Source organism: Pseudomonas sp. LBUM920 (assembly GCF_003852315.1).
Lineage (GTDB): Bacteria > Pseudomonadota > Gammaproteobacteria > Pseudomonadales > Pseudomonadaceae > Aquipseudomonas.
In genome coordinates this window covers 2,308,423-2,326,855 of the sequence record NZ_CP027762.1, presented here as the reverse complement: position 1 = coordinate 2,326,855, position 18,433 = coordinate 2,308,423, and the positions used below count along the sequence as shown (strand labels likewise).

Below are 18,433 nucleotides of genomic sequence, written 5' to 3'. Positions count from 1 at the left end.
ACGGCCATCAACCGCGCTCAGCGCCGAGCGTAAAACTGCTCAGCCGCCGATGCAGATCGTCGAGGGCTTCGCCTACCGCTTCAACCGCCATGCCCAGTGCGTCGCCCTCCTGGCGTTGACACACCTCCTCGAGCGTTTCGCAACGGGTTATCAGCGTCTGCGCCTTGACCAGCCGTGCGCCGCCCTTGGCGCGGTGGGCGAGGTCATGCAGTTCGTGAAAATTCAATTGGCGGTGCAGCACCGGCAGCAGTACGCGGTCTGCCTCAAGGCTTTCGAGCAAGGGTATCAACAGTTCATGGAGCGCCGCGTCATCGTCCCCCGTCAGCGTGATCAGGGCGCTCAAATCAAATGCCTGCTCAACGTCTGATACCCCTGGGCTGGTCGCAAGCGCAGCCAGTGCCGAGCGCAAGTCCTCAAGACCTGCGGGTTTGAACAAACACGTATCCATGCCTGCCTGTCGGCAGCGCTCGGTTTCCTCCGGTTGCGCGTTAGCGGTAAAGCCCAGCAGCAAGCAAGGCACCAAACCTTGCGCACGCTCCTGCGCGCGGATATCACGCGCCAAGGTGTAGCCATTCTTGAGGGGCATGTTGCAATCGGTGATCACTACATCCGGGTGCTCGGCTTGCCAGCATTCAAGCCCTTGCACACCGTCTTCGGCCAGGGTGATGCGATGCCCCAGAAAGCGCAATTGGCGCGCCAGCAGCAAGCGATTGGCCGGGTAGTCGTCGACCACCAAAATGCTCAGTACGCGGCCCGGTCGGGCCACTGGCGCCGGCCCGGCACGCTCGACTGGCGCTGCGGTGGCCCTGGCCAACGTCAACGTCATGTCCACGCGCGTGCCCTGCCCGGGCACACTGCTCAACTGCAGCGTGCCGCCCAGCATTTCACACAGGCTGCGGCTGATCACCAGCCCAAGCCCCGAGCCGCTGCGCGCTGATTGTTCGGTGTTGCTGCCCTGGAAAAACGGGTTGAACAGACGCTGCTGGTCTTCACTGCTGATGCCAATGCCGGTGTCTTCCACCCATAACACGAGGTCCAGATGGCCAGTGTCAGACCCCGATGCGCTGCGCCCGCCCAGACGTACCTGGCCCTGGGCCGTGAACTTGATCGCATTGCTCAGCAGGTTGGACACCACCTGCTTGAACCGCAAGGAGTCGATCAACACCGGATAATCAATCAGCGGGTCGAGTTCCACCTGCAACGCCAGGCCTTTGGTTCGCGCCAGCCCCTCGAACACCCGCGCCACCGAGGTGAGCAATTCATGCAGATTGGCCGGCGCCAGGGTCAGGGACAAGTGACCGGATTCGATCCGGGAAATGTCCAGAATATCGCCAATCAACTCCAGCATGCCACGCGACGCAACCGAGGCGACCTCCAGGGCATCGCGGTCGACGCGCCCCTGTTCGGCGTTGGCGAGCGCCAGTTCAATCATGCCGATCACCGCGTTCATCGGTGTGCGAATCTCATGGCTCATGGTTGCCAGAAACGTGGTCTTGGCGCGGTTGGCGGCATCGGCGTCTTCCTTGGCCTCCTGCAACTGGCCCAATAGCCGTTGGCGTTCGCTCACATCCACCCAGCCGGCAATCATGCCCACCACGTTTTCGTCCCCATCACGGTACGGCAGCATCCAGTGGTAAATGGTCAGCACCTTGCCACTCGGCAACGTGAGTAGCCGGTCATTGATCTGCGGCTCGCCGCGCGCCATCAACCGCAGGTAATCCTCATGGAAGGACCGCGACTGCGCAGGGTTGCCGCTGTCGGCTTCTATCACGGTCTTGCCGATCACTGCCTCGGCCTTGAAGCCGAACACGTCCAGGTAAGCGCTGTTGCACGCCATCAGCCGGCCCTGGCGGTCGCGCACGTAAATGGGATAGGGCGTGCCGTCGATCAATACGCCCATAAAACGCATCTGGTCGCTCAACGCCCGTTCCGCCTGAGCGCGCTTGCGGATCAGGCTGCGCAGGTAAATCGCCCAGCCGGAGGTGATCAGCAGCAACAACGCCGCCAGGCCAAAGCCTTGAATGATCGCGCTGCGGTGACGCAACCAATGGTCTTCAATGATCACATCCGTGCGCCATTGGCTGACCAGCTCATCCATCTCCTGCGGAGGGATACTCAGCAACGCTTTGTCGAGTATCGAGTACAGCTCCAGCTGGCCGCGATTGACGCCGAACGTCATGCGTGCCGGCTCGGCGCCGACGGTACTGGTCACGCGCAAGCGGTCGCGGTACTGCTGGGCGATCAGGTAACGCGCATTGATCAATGAGTTGACTGCCCCTTCGGCAGCGCCGCTGGCCACCAGCGCCATGGCTTCGGTGGGGTTTCGCGCCGTCACAAAGTTAATCCCCGGGTAATCGCGGTTGATGACGTCGCGCACGGCATTGCCACTGCTGATCGCGAGGCGTTTGCCGACCATGTCCTCCAGAGTCATCGTGCCGGGGTCGTCATTGCGGGTGACCAGCACCACGGGGTTGGTCAGGTAGGGTCGGGTAAAGCGCACCTGATCAGAGCCTTCGATACTGGGCGTTACCACCGCCATCATGTCGGCGCGGCCTGTACTGACCGCGTCAATCTGCTGAGGCATCGAGCCGCCGGACACGACATCGAACTTCAAGCCGGTACGCAGGCTGATCCGCGACAGTACATCGGCACTCAACCCCTCCAGTCGCCCTTGTGCGGTGAAGGACGCCAACGGCAGCATCTGCTCGGACGCCACTACCCTGACCCGCGGGTGTTTCTCCAGCCAACGCTGCTCACTGGTGCTCAAGTGCAACCGCTCGGCACCGAGCAGGCCCAGGTTGTCACCGTTCCAGCGACGCAATATTTCCATCTGTTCGTTCGCCGGGATGGCCCTCAGCGCAGTGTTGACGATGCGCAGCAAGCGCGTGTTGTCCCGGAGCACGGCAAAGGCGAAGGAGTTGGATTCCAGCGTGGAAAAATCCGCCATTTGCACATTGTTCAAGTGGTTGCGGTTGATCTGGTAATTGGCAGAGATGGCGTCGCCCAGGTAGACATCGGCGCGACCGAACGCGACGGCGCCAATGGCTTCGAAAATAGACGGAAACAGCTCCACGTGGGCCTTGGGGTAAAAAGCCTCAACCACGTCGGGCGGCATGTAGTGATAGAGCATGGCGATGCGCTTGCCTGCGAGGCCGACACTCAGGGATTGGCTGTCGCCGGTGCGGGTAACCAGCACCGGCTGGTCATTGGCGTAAGAACGCGAAAGCACCAGTTGCGGGTCGCCCGCCTCAAAACCATTGGACGTCCCAAGCAGGTCAATGGCGCCTTGCTTAAGGGCTTCGAGCACCTCATCGCGAGTGTCGTAGCGCCGCACTTCAATGCTGATATTCAGCGCCTGGGCGAGCAACCCGGCATAGTCCGCCGTGATGCCTTCGATTTCGTCGTTGTTGTTGGTCAGTTCGAAGGGCCCGTAGTCGGGCGCGGAAACGCCCATCAACAACACACGCCGCCCCCGCAACCACTGCCAGTCGGCTTCGCCCAGCGTTACGGAGTGGCCATTGAGGCTGGAGTGCCCCAGCAGGCGCAGGTTTTGCGGCTGATCAAGGGCACTGGCCATCATCGGCAGCACGCCCATCAACAGCGCAATGATGAACCGTCGCATCGGCGCAAGGATCATGTCGAATCAGATCAGATGATTACGCTGTGCAAACTTGGCCATGTGGACCACAGACGACATGCGCAGCTTCTCCTTGAGTCGCGTTTTATAGGTGCTGATGGTCTTGTGGCTGAGTAACATCTGATTGGCAATTTCGTTATTGCCCAAGCCCAGGGCCAGCATCTGCAACACCGCCAACTCGCGATCTGACAGGGCTTGCACCAGTTCCTGTTCCGTGGACTGCAGATCGTCACGGCGCACCGAACTGCTCGGCAAGCTGGGGAAGCAACTGTAGTTGGACATCACCGCTTTGATAGCCTTTTGCAGCTCATCGAGCTCACCGGTCTTGGCCACGAACCCCATGGCCCCGGCACGCATGCAACGCGCCGAAAAAAACTCCGGAAGGTACGAAGTCAGTACCAGAATCTTGCACGGCAGCCCCAACGCCTTGACCCGGCTGATCACCTCAAGCCCCCCCAGCTTCGGGATGGCCAAATCAAGAATGATCAACGCCGGACGCCCCTCTCTGGCCTTCTGCACAGCGTCCGCACCGTTGCCCGCTTCATCGATTTCGGTGAACCCTTCCAGTGTCAGCAGGTGCCGGACGGTTTTACGGATAAACGGATGATCATCAACTATTAGCGCTTTAGTCATAAAACTCCCCTGAGAGGATAAGTACCCTTACACATGACACGGGACACAGGTACCTGTGAGAAATGACAGTGCCGACCAGCGGTGCTGCACCTACTCAGGACAATAACCAGGCTGTTCCTGGTCCCTTCGATTGAAACCGGCCGAACACGTACAGCCAAACCGATGCCGCCGGCTAGCTGCAAGCGCGCAACCTTAGCAACGAAATGACGTTTCATCGGAAGGGATAGTCCCAAGCGTATGTAGGACTTTTCCTCACGAAACATGACCAAGCCAGCGCCTGGTCATGCGTGAGGCGCGCCGGTCAATCAGTGGTACTCGGGCTCCAGAAGGCCTGCACCACCAGGGTCGATGTGGAAATACGCGCTACCAGCGCATCCAGTTCGTCGCCGTCTACCGAGGTGGCGACCAGGGTGGCCTCGATCTCCACTTCCTCACTGCCAAATGGCCGAACGTCAACGTCGCTCGCCGGGTAGTTGCAGCGCGCCAGCTCGGCTTCGAGCAACACCATGACCGCCTGTTGCTGGCTGCGCCGCGCGATGACATAGAGGATGTTGGTCACCTCTGCCGACACCACGTCCAGAGGCTGACGGTTGATGTTGTTGACGATCGGGCGCAGCAGCGTGTTGGCCGCCAGCACAAACAGCGTGCCCAGCAACGCTTCGAGGATCAGGTCGGCGCCCGCACAAGCACCCACGGCTGCCGAGGCCCAGAGAGTGGCGGCAGTGTTGAGACCGCGCACGTTGCCTTCTTCGCGCATGATCACGCCAGCGCCCAGAAAGCCGATGCCCGAGACCACATACGCGACCACCCGAACCGCGCCTTCCGCGCCGCCCAGCCGGTTGGCCATGTCGACAAAAATCGCCGCGCCCACGGCCACCAGCACATTGGTGCGCAAACCCGCCGTGCGTTGGCGGTACTGACGCTCGAAGCCGATCAAGCCACCGAGGATAAACGCCGCGCTGAGGCTGACGACCGTATCGACCAAGGAATTGAGGTTGATGTTGTTGATTGCTTGCATAGGAAATCCTCCCTGTTTATTGCCAGCCAAACTTACAGATATAGAAACCCTTCCCCGCCTGGGTCAGCGACTGTGCAGAAACGGGATGTTCGAGGTGCGGATCATGCGCACGATCAGCGTCCGGGTCGGCAGCCGGTTGAATGGGCGCCACACGGGTACTCGCCACACCAGCGGCCTGCTCGTGCTCGACCTCATTGACACCGTACTGCACGCGCAAGGCAGTGGCATTACGGGTGCTGACACCCTCGCACGAGCGACAGGCCCGGTCCGCAGCAAGCCGGCGAAGAACGCCCTGAGCCGTATGAGATGCATGGTGTAACTCCTGCGCGAGGAAACCTTCGTGCAGGTACGACCGTCTGCGCCGCGCCGGTTTGACCGGCACAGTCAGCTTGGCCCGCCCACCGTAAAAGGCAGGCGCGTCCGTAGCAGCCTGAATGTTTTCAGGTGCTGGTCAGCGTCGATGAGAGGGATGCAGGCAGTTGCCAGGACTGGCCGCTGCCGGAATGCCGCTTCTCGCTTTTTTCAGGCGAGACAACGGCACAGGAAGAATGCGCGTTATCTTGCCAAGGATATGCCGGTTACTGAAACCGGCCGACAACTGTCACTCGAACAAGTACCCACTGAGGGTCTCCGCTATTGATGAAAACGCGCGGAGTTTACGCCGCGTTTTCGCGTGAGTAAACCGTAGGAAAGTTTACCGATGACGAACAGGCCGCTTCTTCAGGGTGAGTTCAGGAACCATTCTTCAAGCGTCACCCCGATCAAAGATGAGAGTGAAATGGCCCCTGTGCACCAGGTTTATGTACACCGGTTATGACGGCGTACCCGGCCGATCGCGCTCGACCTTCTCCAGGTATTCATCCATCCGGCCATCCGCCAATGCCTTGACCTGAATCGACACTGTATTCACCTGTCGCCCCATCGTGATGCCCTCGCGGGTACGCACCGGCACATACCCAAGCTTGGGCCAGAACCGCTCGGCCCTGGTGTTGCCGACCACCACCGTCAGCCGCAGCCATTGGGCGCCTTTGCTCGCCGCCCAGGATTCGAGATCGGCATGCAACTGTCGCGCAAGCCCGGTGCCGTGCAAACGCGTATGCACCAGCAGCAATCCGATATGCCAGACCCCGGCAGCGAGCAAGTCCGCGGCAATGTTCACCACGGCGACCAACTGATCCTGCGCATCGCGATAACCCAGCCAGTACATCCGGCTGCAGCGCCACCCTGCCGGCAAATAACCCTGCAGTTCTTCGCGCGCTTCAGTCGGCGTGGCCGGCTCGCCATTGACCGCGATGAAATAGGCCGGCGCCTGTTCGAAAAAATGCTGCAGCTCAGCCGCATCGCTGCCCAGCAATTCGACCACCCGGATGCCCGCGACGCAGCAGCCCGGCAGCGCCTCAACATCAACGTCCATGTTCATTTTCCCTCAGTCATCGCGCGTCAGCACTTCCAGCAACTCGATTTCAAAACGCAAATTGCTGTTGGGTTTGATGTGCGCGCCCATCGAACGCTCGCCATACGCCAGGTGCGCCGGTACATACAATGTGCGTACACCGCCAACGCGCATGCCCATCAAGCCTTGGTCCCAGCCTTTGATCACGCGTCCGGTGCCGATCACACACTGAAACGGCTTGCCGCGTTCCCAGGACGAATCGAACACCGTGCCGTCTTCCAGGGTGCCGGTGTATTGGGTGGTGATCAGTGCGCCCTTGACCACGGTTTTACCGTCGCCCAGGCGGATGTCAGTGATCTGAAGGTCTTGGTTGCTCATGGGGTGCTCGTTGAATACCAGAAGGTGGGCGTTTTCCCAGAATCACCGGCGTTTGGCAAGCACCTGCGCACGGCCCAACAAAGTGCGGGCGGCAATGCCCCCTGCCCGCTCGCAGCCACTCAAGGCGCCGGGCGCAAGCCCATGTGGAGTTGCAGCGCCTCGATCAAATGGAATTGATAAAGATAGCGCTCGTGTTGGAGCGGCGCCCACCGATCAATAAAGAAGTGCCCGCGCTCATCCACCTGAATCGGCGTGGTGACGATGTCGCCGCTGCGCGACCGATGCACCAGCAGCGTCTGGTCGGGCGTCGGACGCTCGATCAAAAAATGCCCGGTGTGCCTCAGACGTGAGCGGTCGGCGGGCTTGAAAGCCTCCGGCGGCGTGCGGCCGGCCACCGCGACATCAAGGGCAAAATCACTGCGCATGGCTACCCATTCATCGGGGCGCAGGGGCTTGTTGGCCGCCTCCCATTTTCCCACCCGCAAGCCGACAGGCTGGCTGGGCGCCACTTCGTTGACATGCAGGCTGATGGCGCCCTGCAACCTTGCCAGGCCAGGCACGCCCAGGAACGTGTCGGTGTGGGTGTTGCCCATCAACGCCACCCAGCGATGCGGGCCATGGGCAACTTGATCCTGAGTAATAACCTCATTGGCAAAATAGCTGAACATCGCCGTGCGCGACGTCGCTTTATCCGGCATGCCATCGACGCAGTAACTGGCGAAGCAATCCAGCGCACGCACGCGAATCTTGTACTTGGCGGCCGTTTCGATCACCGCGGTGTAAGTGTGCGGCCCTTTATAGCCCAGCATGTGCCCACGGTCCTGTATCCGCAGATAGTCCTTGAGCGCCTTGGACATCGGACTGCCTTGGTACAAGGCATCAAGGTCCGCCTGATGCAGGTCCGTCAGCAGGTGCTCAACATAGAGCGTCTTGACCTTCATGGTCTTCAATTCCTTGATCAACAGCGCCTTGCTCGATTGCAGGCTGTGCGCCTCGCCGATCAATACCCCGTTTGAATGGGCGTAGGCGCGCTCGAAGAACTCCCGCACGGTGAGGCCCGGCGCCAGCTGTGGCTGCGGCGCGCTGGCGGGCGGCACATAGGTTTTGAAGTGCGCGCCGGCCGCCGCGTCGAGACGTTCGCGAGTCCGTTGGAAGGCCGCGTAGGCCGGTCGAAGCGCTGGGTTGCCGGGGAAGTACCGCGAATCCAGACCCTTTGGCGAGTCTTTCAGCGTGCGCAACGCTTCACGCAGCGCGCAGGGCATTTCGAACACACTGTAACCGTGCTGCGCCGGGGGCGCCAACGCCTGCGCCTGGGGCTGGGAGTAAGCGGTCTGCAGGGTGATCCTGAAATCAGCCTTGGCCAACGCATCGTCGGGAATCGAGCCGGGTGTGTCCTTCCACACCCCGACCGGCGTGCCAACGCTGACATCCTCGACACGCAGGCTCACGGCGCTGTGCAGATCGGCCAGGCCAGGGACTTGCCCGTGGGTACTCATGCGCCGGTGATCCACCAGCGCCACCCAACTGTCGTCAGGGTGGGCCGCCACGTCGGCGGCGATCACCTTGTGTGAATAGAAGTTGCGCAGCCGGTTCTCCCGAGGCGTGAGCACCGAGGTGGTGCCTCCCGCCAACGCATCGTCCAGATAGTAGGAAGTGGACGCATCCAGTGCCCTTACCTCGATGCCGTTGTCAGACGCCGCCTGCACCAGCGCCTGATAGGAATAGGCGCTGTCCTTGGGCATGCCCAACGCTTTATCGACGCTCTTGAGGTGCGTGTCGATGCTCTTCGACGCCTTGGCGCTGTGGCGTGTTTGCAGCTTGACCCGAAACACATCGGCGGGCAGGTACTCGATGTACAGACGCCGCACGCCACGCTCATGCAAGGTTTGCAGGGTGTCGATCAGGAACTGCTTGCTGGCAATCGAATCCACACTCGCGCCAATCACCAGCCCTTTGCTTTCACTGAGCAGCTTTTGCAGGATGACTTCATGCAGGGCGTCAGGCTCAACACTCAGTACATCGGCTCGGGGCACAATCGGGGCCAAGGCATCAAAGTAAGCGTTGGCGTCACGGGTCAGGTTGTCCACTGCCGTGCCATACGGCGCGCGCAGGTGGAACAGCTGCTTGCCCATGATATCCCTGGCGACCTGTTCGCCATACGGGTCGGCGATGCGCGCGAAGGCCGCCTCCACGGCGCCAGGGGTCACCACATGCTCAAGGTCTTTCAACAGCGCCTGCGGGGTTTCGTAACGCTCCAGCGGGCTGGCGGCGACGGGCAGTTTTTCATATTTGGGGGCACCGCCCGTAACACCGGCACGCCTCCACTGGCCTTGAGTATTACGCTGGACCAGCCTGCCAGTGGACTGCAAATGCCCGGTTGCAGCATCCTGCCTGAGCAGCAGGAAACGCCCCAGAGCGTCGGGCGTTTTGCGGGTCCATAACGCCTGGCCTTGGAACATCACCGCTTGCAGATCATCGAGGGCCGGCGTTGGCGCCTCCAATTGCTTGATCAACGACAACGCCTGTTCCTGCGGCGCGGTATGCCGCAGCGGACGTATCGGCTTGCCCAGCGGGCTGATCAGCGCCGGGCGCAAATCGGTGAATACCGCGCCGGCGCTGTTGAGCAGGTAGCCAAGGTAGTGCCCGAAGGCTTCACCCATCTGCCCTTGGTTATACGCGTGCAGCGCGAGCATCCCATCCTTGAAAGCCAGCAGCATGCCCAGGCTCAGGCTCAGCACCGGGTAAGGCGCGGTGGCGACGGCAACGAGGGGTTCGATAACGCTCCACACCAGGTCCATGATCATGTGCGCACGGTTGACGGAGGTTGCCTCGACGTCGTCTATCTTGCGCTGCAACTTGGCGTCGTACAGCGCCTGGCGCAGGTTGATCACCACCGTCTCACGACTGATCGGATCATACCGGCCAGGGCTGGGATGGCTGCGATCCAGGATTTGCGGCAGTTGTTTTCTGGCGCTCTCCAGAAACCCACGCACCCGGGCCTGTGCCTGCGTGCCCACCCGCTCGGCGAGGTAACCGACCATGCCATCCACGTGTTTCAACACATGGTTGAACAGGCGTGCATGGCGAAAGGTGACGCCATCCGGCGCATTCGGGGTGTACAGCAGCACCGGGTCATGCCCGCGCTTGAACAGGAAGGTGTCGATCACCCATTCGCCGTCCACGAACAGCCGGTGCACCTGGTAACTTTCGCGCACCTGGGCCGAGGTATTGCCCAGGCTCTGCAGGCAGGTGTTCAGCCAGTCCAGGTCAGCCTGGGAGAGGTGGCCTTGCAGGCGTGATTCGAGCGCAGCGTTGCGCATCTGCAATTGGCTGATGGCCAGCGTTGCGTTACGTCGGAATACATAGCCGGGGCTGCTGGGGCTTTGCAGGGTGTTGCGCACCAGGTCGACATAGCGCTGGCCGATCCACACGCCCCGCACCGAGCGCGATACGGCTTCAGGCGTCAAGCGCCTGAGGTCGACGCCGGCTGGGCCGGTAAAGGTCGCCGAGGTTTCAAACTTGGGGTCCAGAAACCCCACGCTGTCGTGATAACCGTCGCGCAACAATCGGGTGTACGTGACGGAGTCCGGCGTCGTAAGCCCGGGAAACGCCTGGGGATAATGGACGTGGACCGTATTGGGGTCGACGTCTTGCGCGGCACGCCCGAGCAGCGCGTTCAGGCGAAGTTTGGCCTGCTCATGCACAAAGGTCGCAAAGGTCGGGAACAACGCCTGGCCGTGCGGATCGGCAGTGTAAGTGCGCAAGGCGCCCTCGGCGTCCTGCGCCAGGCTGGTAAGGGTCTGGCGCTGCGCCTGGCTGGCGGAACTGAACCACAGCGGCGTGGCGAATGTGCGGTCGTCGTCCAGCGTAGCCAGCATCTGTTGCGCCATGGCGTTGAGACCGCTGGCGTAATCGGCAACAAAGGTGAACCTGACCTCGTGGTACTCCTGCGCATGCGGCTTGAGGCTCAGGCCCGTGAGAATCCGTTGCATGGACGGGCGAAAACGCAACGCCAGTGTACGGATGACATACCCCTTCATGGCGGGCTGGGTGCACCAGCCAAGCAGGTGCGCCTTGCAGCTGGCCTCGCAGTCAAATGCCTGGAACTGCGTCGCGCTGGGGGCTTCGGGCGTGCACAGCAACAAGCGTTTGACCGCACCTTTCGCGTCCGTCTGGCGCAGCAGCCACACCCCATTGAGCTGTGCCTCATGCAGCGACACGGTAGCCGCACTGAGGTTCTCGCCGGAGCCCTCGCGCAGCGCCTGGATCAATGCGTAGTCGGCCTCGCTCACATGGTTTTGTAACAATGCCGTGTACGCCAGGGCGTTGAGCCGGTGGTCGAACATCGATTCGATCGCCTGCTTGACCACCGGGCTGGCGTGACTTTCTTTCTGCACGGCGGCAAACGCCAGGCGCGGTTGCAGGCGGCCCAGCAAACTCGCCAGGTAGGCCGGCGTCAGGTCCTGATACTCAGCGTCCAGCGGCGTCTGGTCATAGGTCAACGTGGTTCTGGTGAGGAAGTCCGACCCCGGCGCATCATCGCCCTCGTGCAACCCGCGCAAGGCCAACAGGGTCAGGCTTAGCTGCTGCTCATAGTCGCCCACACCCGCCACGCTACGCCCTGTGCTGACCTGCAGCAGATCCGGGTCCAGGTCGTGGATGTCCAGCTCGTCGGCCAAGTGCTCGACCACTTGATAACGCGCCAGGGCCGGCGGCGTGGCGGCCGGGCCCAGCAGGTCGAGCATCGTCGCGCGCGCCTGGTTATAGCGGGCCAGCAACTGGGCCAGAAGGGTTCGTTGCGCAGTATTGGCGCTGCGGTACCAATCCGGGGCGCTGTAGCGCAAGCAGCGGTCAAGCAGGCGCTGGGCGTGCAACGCCAGGCGCGGGCCGAGGTCGGGCAGCGTCGCCTGGATGGCCTGATCGAGGTCAGCGACCACCTCGCGTGCCGTGCGCCCCGGGTTCTCCACCAGGTCGAGCGCCCAGTCGATATCCTGCTCACGCTTGGCCGTCAACGCGTCAACCGTGTGCTCGAACAGCGGCTCCGCGTCGATCGGTTCCAGCGCCAGCGGCCAGATGCCGGCCGGGCCCAGGGACTGGTAGCGTCTGGGCAGCAACGCCATGAATTCGCTGCGCCACGCCGCGTTGTCCATGGCGTTCAGCAGGTAACGGTCGAGTTCTTCCAGCGAGTTGAAAGATTCGATCCCGCGCAGCGGGTTGAACATCAGCACGTTGCCGACCGATTCGCCGCCGGTCAGCGAATTCACGCCTGGATGATTGAGCGTGGTCAGCACAAACGCCCCGGCGAACTCAATGCGCCGCGCCTGGTAGGTAAAAGTCAGCGCATACAGCCCGGGACGAAACGCCGGGCCCAGTGAAATGTGCGTGATCTGGCGCGCCATCTGCGGGTGCAGCAGCCGGTCGTTGAGGTCACGCTGCGCCTCCTGCTCCAACGCGGTAATGCCCGCTTCGTCGCTGAGGAAACTGCGCAGCCCTTTGCCACTGATCACGCTGCGCGCTTGCACCGCGTGCACTTGAGCGTTCAACTCGCGCCGCAGACGCGCCAGCAATGCCTTGCCGTCGGCATGCTGCAGGTCGGCGGTTGCCAGGGGCTGATACAACGCGCGCAGCGCGGTGGCGAGCGCCTCGAAGTGGCTTCGTAGCGTGCGGTGCAAACGCTGCAAATACGCCTGCTCGGCGCCGACAGGTTGCTCGGGCAACAGCGGCGCCGGGTGCTCAAACACGTGATGGCCGATCTGGTTGAGGTAACCCTTGATCTCGCTGAAAGAAGGAACGGATGCGGCAGAAATGGCGGTGCTCATTGGTCGTGGCTCCATGCGATGAAAGAGGCATCAGCATGGAGAGCGGCCGGTACGCGCGGTGTTAGATAGATAGTGGCGAGCGTGCTTGTTCCCGCGCCACGGCTACATCGTTGAGCCTTCAACGAGTGGCCGGGTCGCGCCGTTGTTTACAGCCAATGCCAGAACCGGCTCCAGAACCCTCGCCCCAAATCATTCTTGCAGCCTGCATATTGCGCCGCGTACATCTGCGAACGCGCCTGCACTTTGCTGGCCACCGGCGGCAGCCAGGCTTTGGCGGCGTAAGTGCGCTGGCGGTAACCGCCCCAGCCCTCGTGGTAGTTCAGGTACTGGCCGTAGGCGTCGTATTTGTACACGCCGTTGATGGTGTAGGTCTTGTCCATGTACCAGCCGATAAAGTCGATGGCGTCGTCGAAGTCCTGGCGACTGGCGCCGCTGCGGCCCGTGCTTTTGCGGTAGTCGTTCCACACTTCATCCTTGGCCTGGGCATAGCCGGCGGCGGTAGAGACGCGGCCCCAGGGAATGATCCACAGCAAATATTTGCGCGGGGCCAGGGCGTCCTGATGGAAACCGGACTCCTGGTACATGATCGCGAACGGCACCTGGATCGGCACACCCCAGCGCTTTTGCGTGACTTTGGCAGCGTCGTACCAGTCGTCCTTTTCACGGAAGATGCCGCACAGATCATTCGGCGTGCGTGGCGGCGAGGTGCCGCACGCCACCAGCATTGAGGTGAGGAGTAACAGTCCGACGGCTTTGCCTGCGCTCAAGGGGCACCTTTGCGTGATTCGCGTAAAAGGCCGCTATTTTACGCATTCATTCAGGCACATAGGTTATCGGCTTGGCGCTATAACCTGTGGGAGCGGGCAGCACCTGGCCCAAGGCAGTGATGCAGCCCCGAAGGCTCATGAATGCGCCTGGGCAAATTCCACCGGCCCACCCAGCCAGCACCCTTGAACCTGCCCCGCCGCATCCCGGCGAAACCGCAGGGAAATCTGCGACGGCCGCCCCATCGCCCTGCCCTGGCGAATATGCACCAGGCGCTCATCGGCGCTGACCAGCTGATTTTCCAGCAGGCCAAACGCCAGCGCGGCGGCGGCGATGCCGGTAGCAGCGTCTTCGGGGTAGCCAGAAGACTTGGGAAATTGCCGTGCATCGAACTGTCGGCCTTCAAGATCGGACGCCGCGTAGGGGTACAGGCCGGTGGAGCCGATGCGCTCGCACAGTTGCTCAATACGGCGATAGTCGGGCTTGAGGCTGTCCAGCACCGCCACGTTTTTGAGCGCGATCAGGGTTTTCACACGGCTGGTGCAGGCGTTCTGAATCGGCAACGGCGCCAGTTCGTTGGCGGTGATGCCCAGCACCGAGAGAATGTCGGCTTCGACATCGGCATCGCCCAGGGTGTCGACCTGGCCCTTGGGCTGACTGATTTCGACCTGAACCTGTGGCGTACCTGCGTCAATCACGCGCGCATCGACCCGCCCACTCAAGGTCCAGAGCGCCAGTTGCTGCTTGTGCAACAGGCCGAGCCGGTCCAGCAACCAGATGGCGCCAACCGTGGCGTGGCCGCACATCTGCATTTCGTGGTTGGGCACCCAGAACCGCAGGGCAAAATCGAAGTCGCTGCCCACGGGGGCGGCGAACACAAAACCACATTCATGCCCATAGGCGCGGGCGACCTGCTGCATGTCCGCATCGCTCATGCCATCTGCCAGCACCACCGTGGGCGCCGGGTTGCCGCCGTGCGGGGCGGCGCAAAATACATTGACCAGGTGAACCTCGGGCGTCATTTCGCCTCTCCCTTGAGTGGGTGAAGAACACAGGATGAACCGATGACCGCCGTGTAGCGCACGGGATCGGGCCGAATCATGCGCGGGATCGGGCCATGAAAAATTGGCAATCGATTTGAAGGAACCGAACCAACTGTGGCAGCTGGCTTGCCTGCGATGCAGGCAGCTCGGTTGTTCAGTCAGACCGCGGTGATGCTATCGCAGGCAAGCCAGCTCCCACAGGGGGCGAGTGTGACCCAGGCATGTCAGCCGCGCCGCCACTCATCCGGCGACCTGCCCAGCACCCGCCGAAACACGTGGGCCAGGTGCGACGGTGATTCGTAGCCGACGCTGTGGGCGATCTCCAGCACCGACATGCGCGTATGCCGCAGCAGGGTTTGTGCGCGCTCCACACGCAAGCGCTGCGCGAACGCCAGCACCGTCTCGCCAGTGTGCAAGGCAAACAAGCGGGTCAGGTGCCGACGCGACAGATGAAACACCGCAGCCAATTCGTCCAGCCCCGGCGCCTGCTCAAGATTGCCCTCGACATACGCTTTCACGTCACGTACCAGCATGGCGCCATGGCGCTCTGTGCAGGAGCGTTGCAGGCTTGGCTGGCTGAGGCTAATCGTCAGGCATTCGAGCAGTAACAAGTGATCGACCTGGGCCAGTTGGCGGCGGCGATCAACGAAGGGGTCGGGTTGGCTCAAGGCTTTCTTCGCCAGCAACAGAGGGTGCAGCGGCGCAGAGGTTTGCCAGATGCCCAGGGTGGGCGCACGCAGCAGGCGGTTGGCGTCCCCGGCCAGATCGCGCAGCGCGTAACGCATGTAGTCAGGGTCGACGTACAACGCCAGGTGGCCCTGGCGGGCAGTGAGTGATGAGGAGGAATGGCTGCGCTGCGGCGGCACGCACACGAACTGGCGGTTGAGCACCGCGCTGCGCCCGCTGTCTTCATCCTTGAAGCGCAACACACCACGCTCGGGCACCATCAGCATGAACGCGTCATGGGCGTGGGCCGACGTTTCATAGGTGTCGTTGGCGTTGAAGACGCTGTAGATATCACGCATCGCCAGGCACTGCACGGGAATGGAGCGCTGACACTAGCATGTTTGGGATCAGTGGAAAGCGGCGTCCCTGCCGCTGACACGGTTAAGCCAACGGTACGCGGCGTGTGGTCAACGCCGTGCGGCCGACGAAGAAGCTCAGGGCCGCACCCAACAGCAGCATGGCCAGGGTGCTCCAGGCTGCACGCGAGAGCTGTTTGGCGGCGACTTCGCCTGCTTCACGGGCCTTCTGCTCGGCCTGTTGCTTGAGCTCATCGACCTTTTGCATGGCTTGCTGATAAGCCTGCGCATAGTTGTCGACGATTTGCGTGGCTTGCTCTTTGCTCTTGCCGGTACGGGCCGCAACGATGTTGACCAGCGCGTCTTTATCTGCCGCATTCAACGCAGGTTCACCGGAGGCTTTCACGCGCTCGAACCACTGCTTGAGCTGATCACCGGCCTGGGCCGGGTTGGTCGCGGCATCCGTGGCCGTCTGCTTGCCATCGGCGGCAGCCTGGTCGGTTTTCTGCTCGACGTTGGCCGGGTCCAGTTCAGGCTTGCCACTTTGCTTGAGCAAGGTGTCGAGTTGGCCTTGCAGGCTGTTCCAATCCAGGTGGATGCCCTGCTCGTCCAGCTGCTGCTTGACGCTGTCGCTGATGCCTGGCGCTGCGGCGGCGATGCCGCTGCCGGCAGCCGACAGGCCTTTGCCGACGACATTGCCCGCCGTGCCCACCACGCTTGACGCCAGCGCCGCCAGCAGCCAGGTGGTGAAGAGCGTGGTCAGTGTCCAGGTCAGCACACCATGCAGGCCGCCGCGATCCGGCGCGGTACGCCCCGCTACAAATGCACCGACTGCAATGGCGACCAGCGTCGACACAAACAGCCAGATCCCGGCGCCCGTGCCGAAGCCACGCAACGGGTTACCGGCTTGCATCGGGTCGACCGCGCTGGCGCCGATGGCCGTGCCCAGCACGCTGAGCACCAGGTAGGTCACCAGGGCAATTGCACTACCGGCCAGCACAGAGCTCCAGGACACGCGAAACGGTGAACGATTGGTTTCATAGACAGTGGTCATGATTAATCCTTTGAGTGATTGACCGTTTTAGTCTGGCGAGCGCAGGGACGGCCGTCCTCGCGCAAATGCACCAGGGCGTCTGGTGCATTCGCACCCCGCGCCGGGCAATTTCTCTGCACTATCCTCAAGCCCGAGTGTCGTAACTGCCATGCGCCCATACTCCGGAGAGACCATGACCCAGGACGTTCTTGCCAAAGAAACCAACCGCCGCCAATTGCAGCAGATCATCTCCGGATTGTCCGACGGCGTGATCCTGGCCGAGGTTGACCAGACCATCCTCTGGGCCAACGAAGCGGCGTTGACCATGCACGGGGTCAGCGAGATCGAGGCGTTGGGGGTCAATACTGCGCAATACGCCAAGCGGTTCGCGCTGCGCTATCGCAACAACCATCCGTTGCCGCTGGACAGCTACCCGCTCAGCCGCGTGGCAGCCGGTGAAGAGTTCAGCGATGTGGTGGTGGAAGTCACCCCCGCCGCCGACGAAAACCGTAGCTGGGTGCACCGCTTGCGCAGCCTGGTGCTGACCGACACTCAGGGTGAGCCGGAGCTGCTGGTGCTGATCCTCAGCGATGCCACCGAGTGGGCCAGCGCCGAGCAGCGCTTCGAGAAAACCTTCAACGCCAACCCGGCGCCCGCCGTGATCTGCCGCTTGAGCGACCTGCGCTATATCAAGGTCAACCAGGGGTTTCTGGAAATGACCGGCTACAGCCGCGATCAGGTCATCGGGCGCTCGGTGTATGAACTGGACGTGCTGGAACAGGCCGAGCGCAAGGACCTGGCCATCCAGCGCCTGGGTGAAGGTGCAACCATCCCGCAGATGCAGGCCGAGCTGCGCCTGCCCGAAGGCGGCAGCAAACTGGTGATCGTCGCGGGCCAGCCGCTGGACATGAACGAGGAAGACTGCATGCTGTTTTCCTTTACCGACCTGGAGCCAAGGCGCAAGGCGGAAATTGCCCTGCGCCAGAGCGAGGAACGCTTTGCCAAATCGTTCCGCCTGACGCCGGTGCCGACCCTGGTGTGCAGCGCCGCCAACCGGCAGGTGGTGGATATCAACGAAGCGTTCATGAACATCACGGGCTACACCAGTGAAGAGCTGATCGGCAAGACCATCGAAGACATTCACTTCATCGACAATCCCCAGGCAGGCGCGCAGCTGTTTGCGACCCTGGAAAAAGCCGGCAACCTCGACGGCCTGGACCTCAAGGTGCGCAAAAAAGGCAGCGAGGTGATCGATTGCGTGGTCTCCGCCGACACGGTGCTGATCCAGGATGTGCCGTGCTATTTGCTGGTAATGATGAACATCACCGAACGCAAACGCTCGGAGCTGGAGCTGGTGGCGGCCATCGAGGAAGTGATGCAGGACGCCTCCTGGTTCAGCCAGACGCTGATCGAAAAACTGGCCAACGCCAAGAGTGTCAACAGCCCCAATTTGCCGAACGTGGCCTTCACTGACCTGACGGCCCGTGAACGCGATGTGCTGGGTTTGATCTGCGAAGGCCTGGCCGACAAGGAGATCGCCTCGCGCCTGAAACTGGCGCCCAACACCGTGCGTAACCACGTGGCCACGGTGTACTCCAAACTGGGGGTGCACAGCCGCAGTGCGGCGATTGTCTGGGCCCGTGAACGCGGGCTGTTCGCCGGGGAATTACGCGTAAAAAGCAAGAAATAAAG

The 18,433-nt window shown here is 62.1% G+C and carries 12 protein-coding genes; 2 read left to right on the top strand and 10 right to left on the bottom strand.

Translation table 11 applies throughout. The features are described from left to right. Nucleotides 1-7 precede the first annotated feature (7 nt). The 3 genes from C4J83_RS10830 to C4J83_RS10820 form a co-directional block, all read right to left on the bottom strand. Nucleotides 8-3,637 (bottom strand): transporter substrate-binding domain-containing protein, encoded by a 3,630-nt coding sequence (locus tag C4J83_RS10830; RefSeq protein ID WP_124416999.1) that lies wholly within the window; start codon nt 3,635-3,637, stop codon nt 8-10. A gap of 6 nt (nt 3,638-3,643) precedes the next feature. Beyond that, nucleotides 3,644-4,270: a response regulator transcription factor gene (locus tag C4J83_RS10825; RefSeq protein ID WP_106579958.1), complete on the bottom strand. Its 627-nt coding sequence runs from the start codon at nt 4,268-4,270 to the stop codon at nt 3,644-3,646. Nucleotides 4,271-4,571: 301 nt separating this feature from the next. Beyond that, nucleotides 4,572-5,288 (bottom strand): MgtC/SapB family protein, encoded by a 717-nt coding sequence (locus tag C4J83_RS10820; protein WP_119735498.1) that lies wholly within the window; start codon nt 5,286-5,288, stop codon nt 4,572-4,574. Between the two features lie 103 nt (nt 5,289-5,391). On the opposite strand from C4J83_RS10820, the gene C4J83_RS10815 reads away from it, so the two are divergent. Further along, the gene (locus tag C4J83_RS10815; RefSeq protein ID WP_124416998.1) at nt 5,392-5,607 is read left to right on the top strand and encodes a hypothetical protein; all 216 of its coding nucleotides are present in this window, start codon (nt 5,392-5,394) and stop codon (nt 5,605-5,607) included. Nucleotides 5,608-6,099: 492 nt separating this feature from the next. Here the strand turns inward: C4J83_RS10815 and C4J83_RS10810 are convergent, their stop codons facing one another. The 7 genes from C4J83_RS10810 to C4J83_RS10780 all read right to left on the bottom strand — a co-directional run bounded on the left by C4J83_RS10810 (nt 6,100) and on the right by C4J83_RS10780 (nt 16,762). After that, complete coding sequence (locus C4J83_RS10810; RefSeq protein ID WP_124416997.1) at nt 6,100-6,702, bottom strand: GNAT family N-acetyltransferase; 603 nt, start codon at nt 6,700-6,702, stop codon at nt 6,100-6,102. A 12-nt stretch (nt 6,703-6,714) separates the two neighbouring features. Further along, nucleotides 6,715-7,059: an FKBP-type peptidyl-prolyl cis-trans isomerase gene (locus C4J83_RS10805; protein ID WP_119735500.1), complete on the bottom strand. Its 345-nt coding sequence runs from the start codon at nt 7,057-7,059 to the stop codon at nt 6,715-6,717. A gap of 119 nt (nt 7,060-7,178) precedes the next feature. Next, entirely contained in the window at nt 7,179-12,878 is a 5,700-nt protein-coding gene (locus C4J83_RS10800) for a membrane-targeted effector domain-containing toxin (RefSeq protein WP_124416996.1), read from the bottom strand. Between the two features lie 146 nt (nt 12,879-13,024). Next, complete coding sequence (locus C4J83_RS10795) at nt 13,025-13,645, bottom strand: transglycosylase SLT domain-containing protein (protein WP_124416995.1); 621 nt, start codon at nt 13,643-13,645, stop codon at nt 13,025-13,027. Nucleotides 13,646-13,780: 135 nt separating this feature from the next. Then, on the bottom strand, nt 13,781-14,665 hold the full coding sequence (locus C4J83_RS10790; protein WP_124416994.1) for a PhzF family phenazine biosynthesis protein: 885 nt from the start codon (nt 14,663-14,665) through the stop codon (nt 13,781-13,783). Between the two features lie 245 nt (nt 14,666-14,910). Continuing rightward, complete coding sequence (locus C4J83_RS10785) at nt 14,911-15,711, bottom strand: AraC family transcriptional regulator (RefSeq protein WP_124416993.1); 801 nt, start codon at nt 15,709-15,711, stop codon at nt 14,911-14,913. Nucleotides 15,712-15,793: 82 nt separating this feature from the next. Continuing rightward, nucleotides 15,794-16,762 carry a hypothetical protein gene (locus C4J83_RS10780; RefSeq protein ID WP_106579945.1) on the bottom strand — a complete coding sequence of 323 codons (969 nt, stop codon included), beginning with the start codon at nt 16,760-16,762 and terminating at the stop codon, nt 15,794-15,796. A 172-nt stretch (nt 16,763-16,934) separates the two neighbouring features. Between C4J83_RS10780 and C4J83_RS10775 the strand changes: the two genes are divergently transcribed. Beyond that, nucleotides 16,935-18,431, top strand: coding sequence for a PAS domain S-box protein (locus tag C4J83_RS10775; RefSeq protein WP_106579944.1), 1,497 nt, complete (start codon nt 16,935-16,937; stop codon nt 18,429-18,431). Nucleotides 18,432-18,433: the final 2 nt, after the last annotated feature.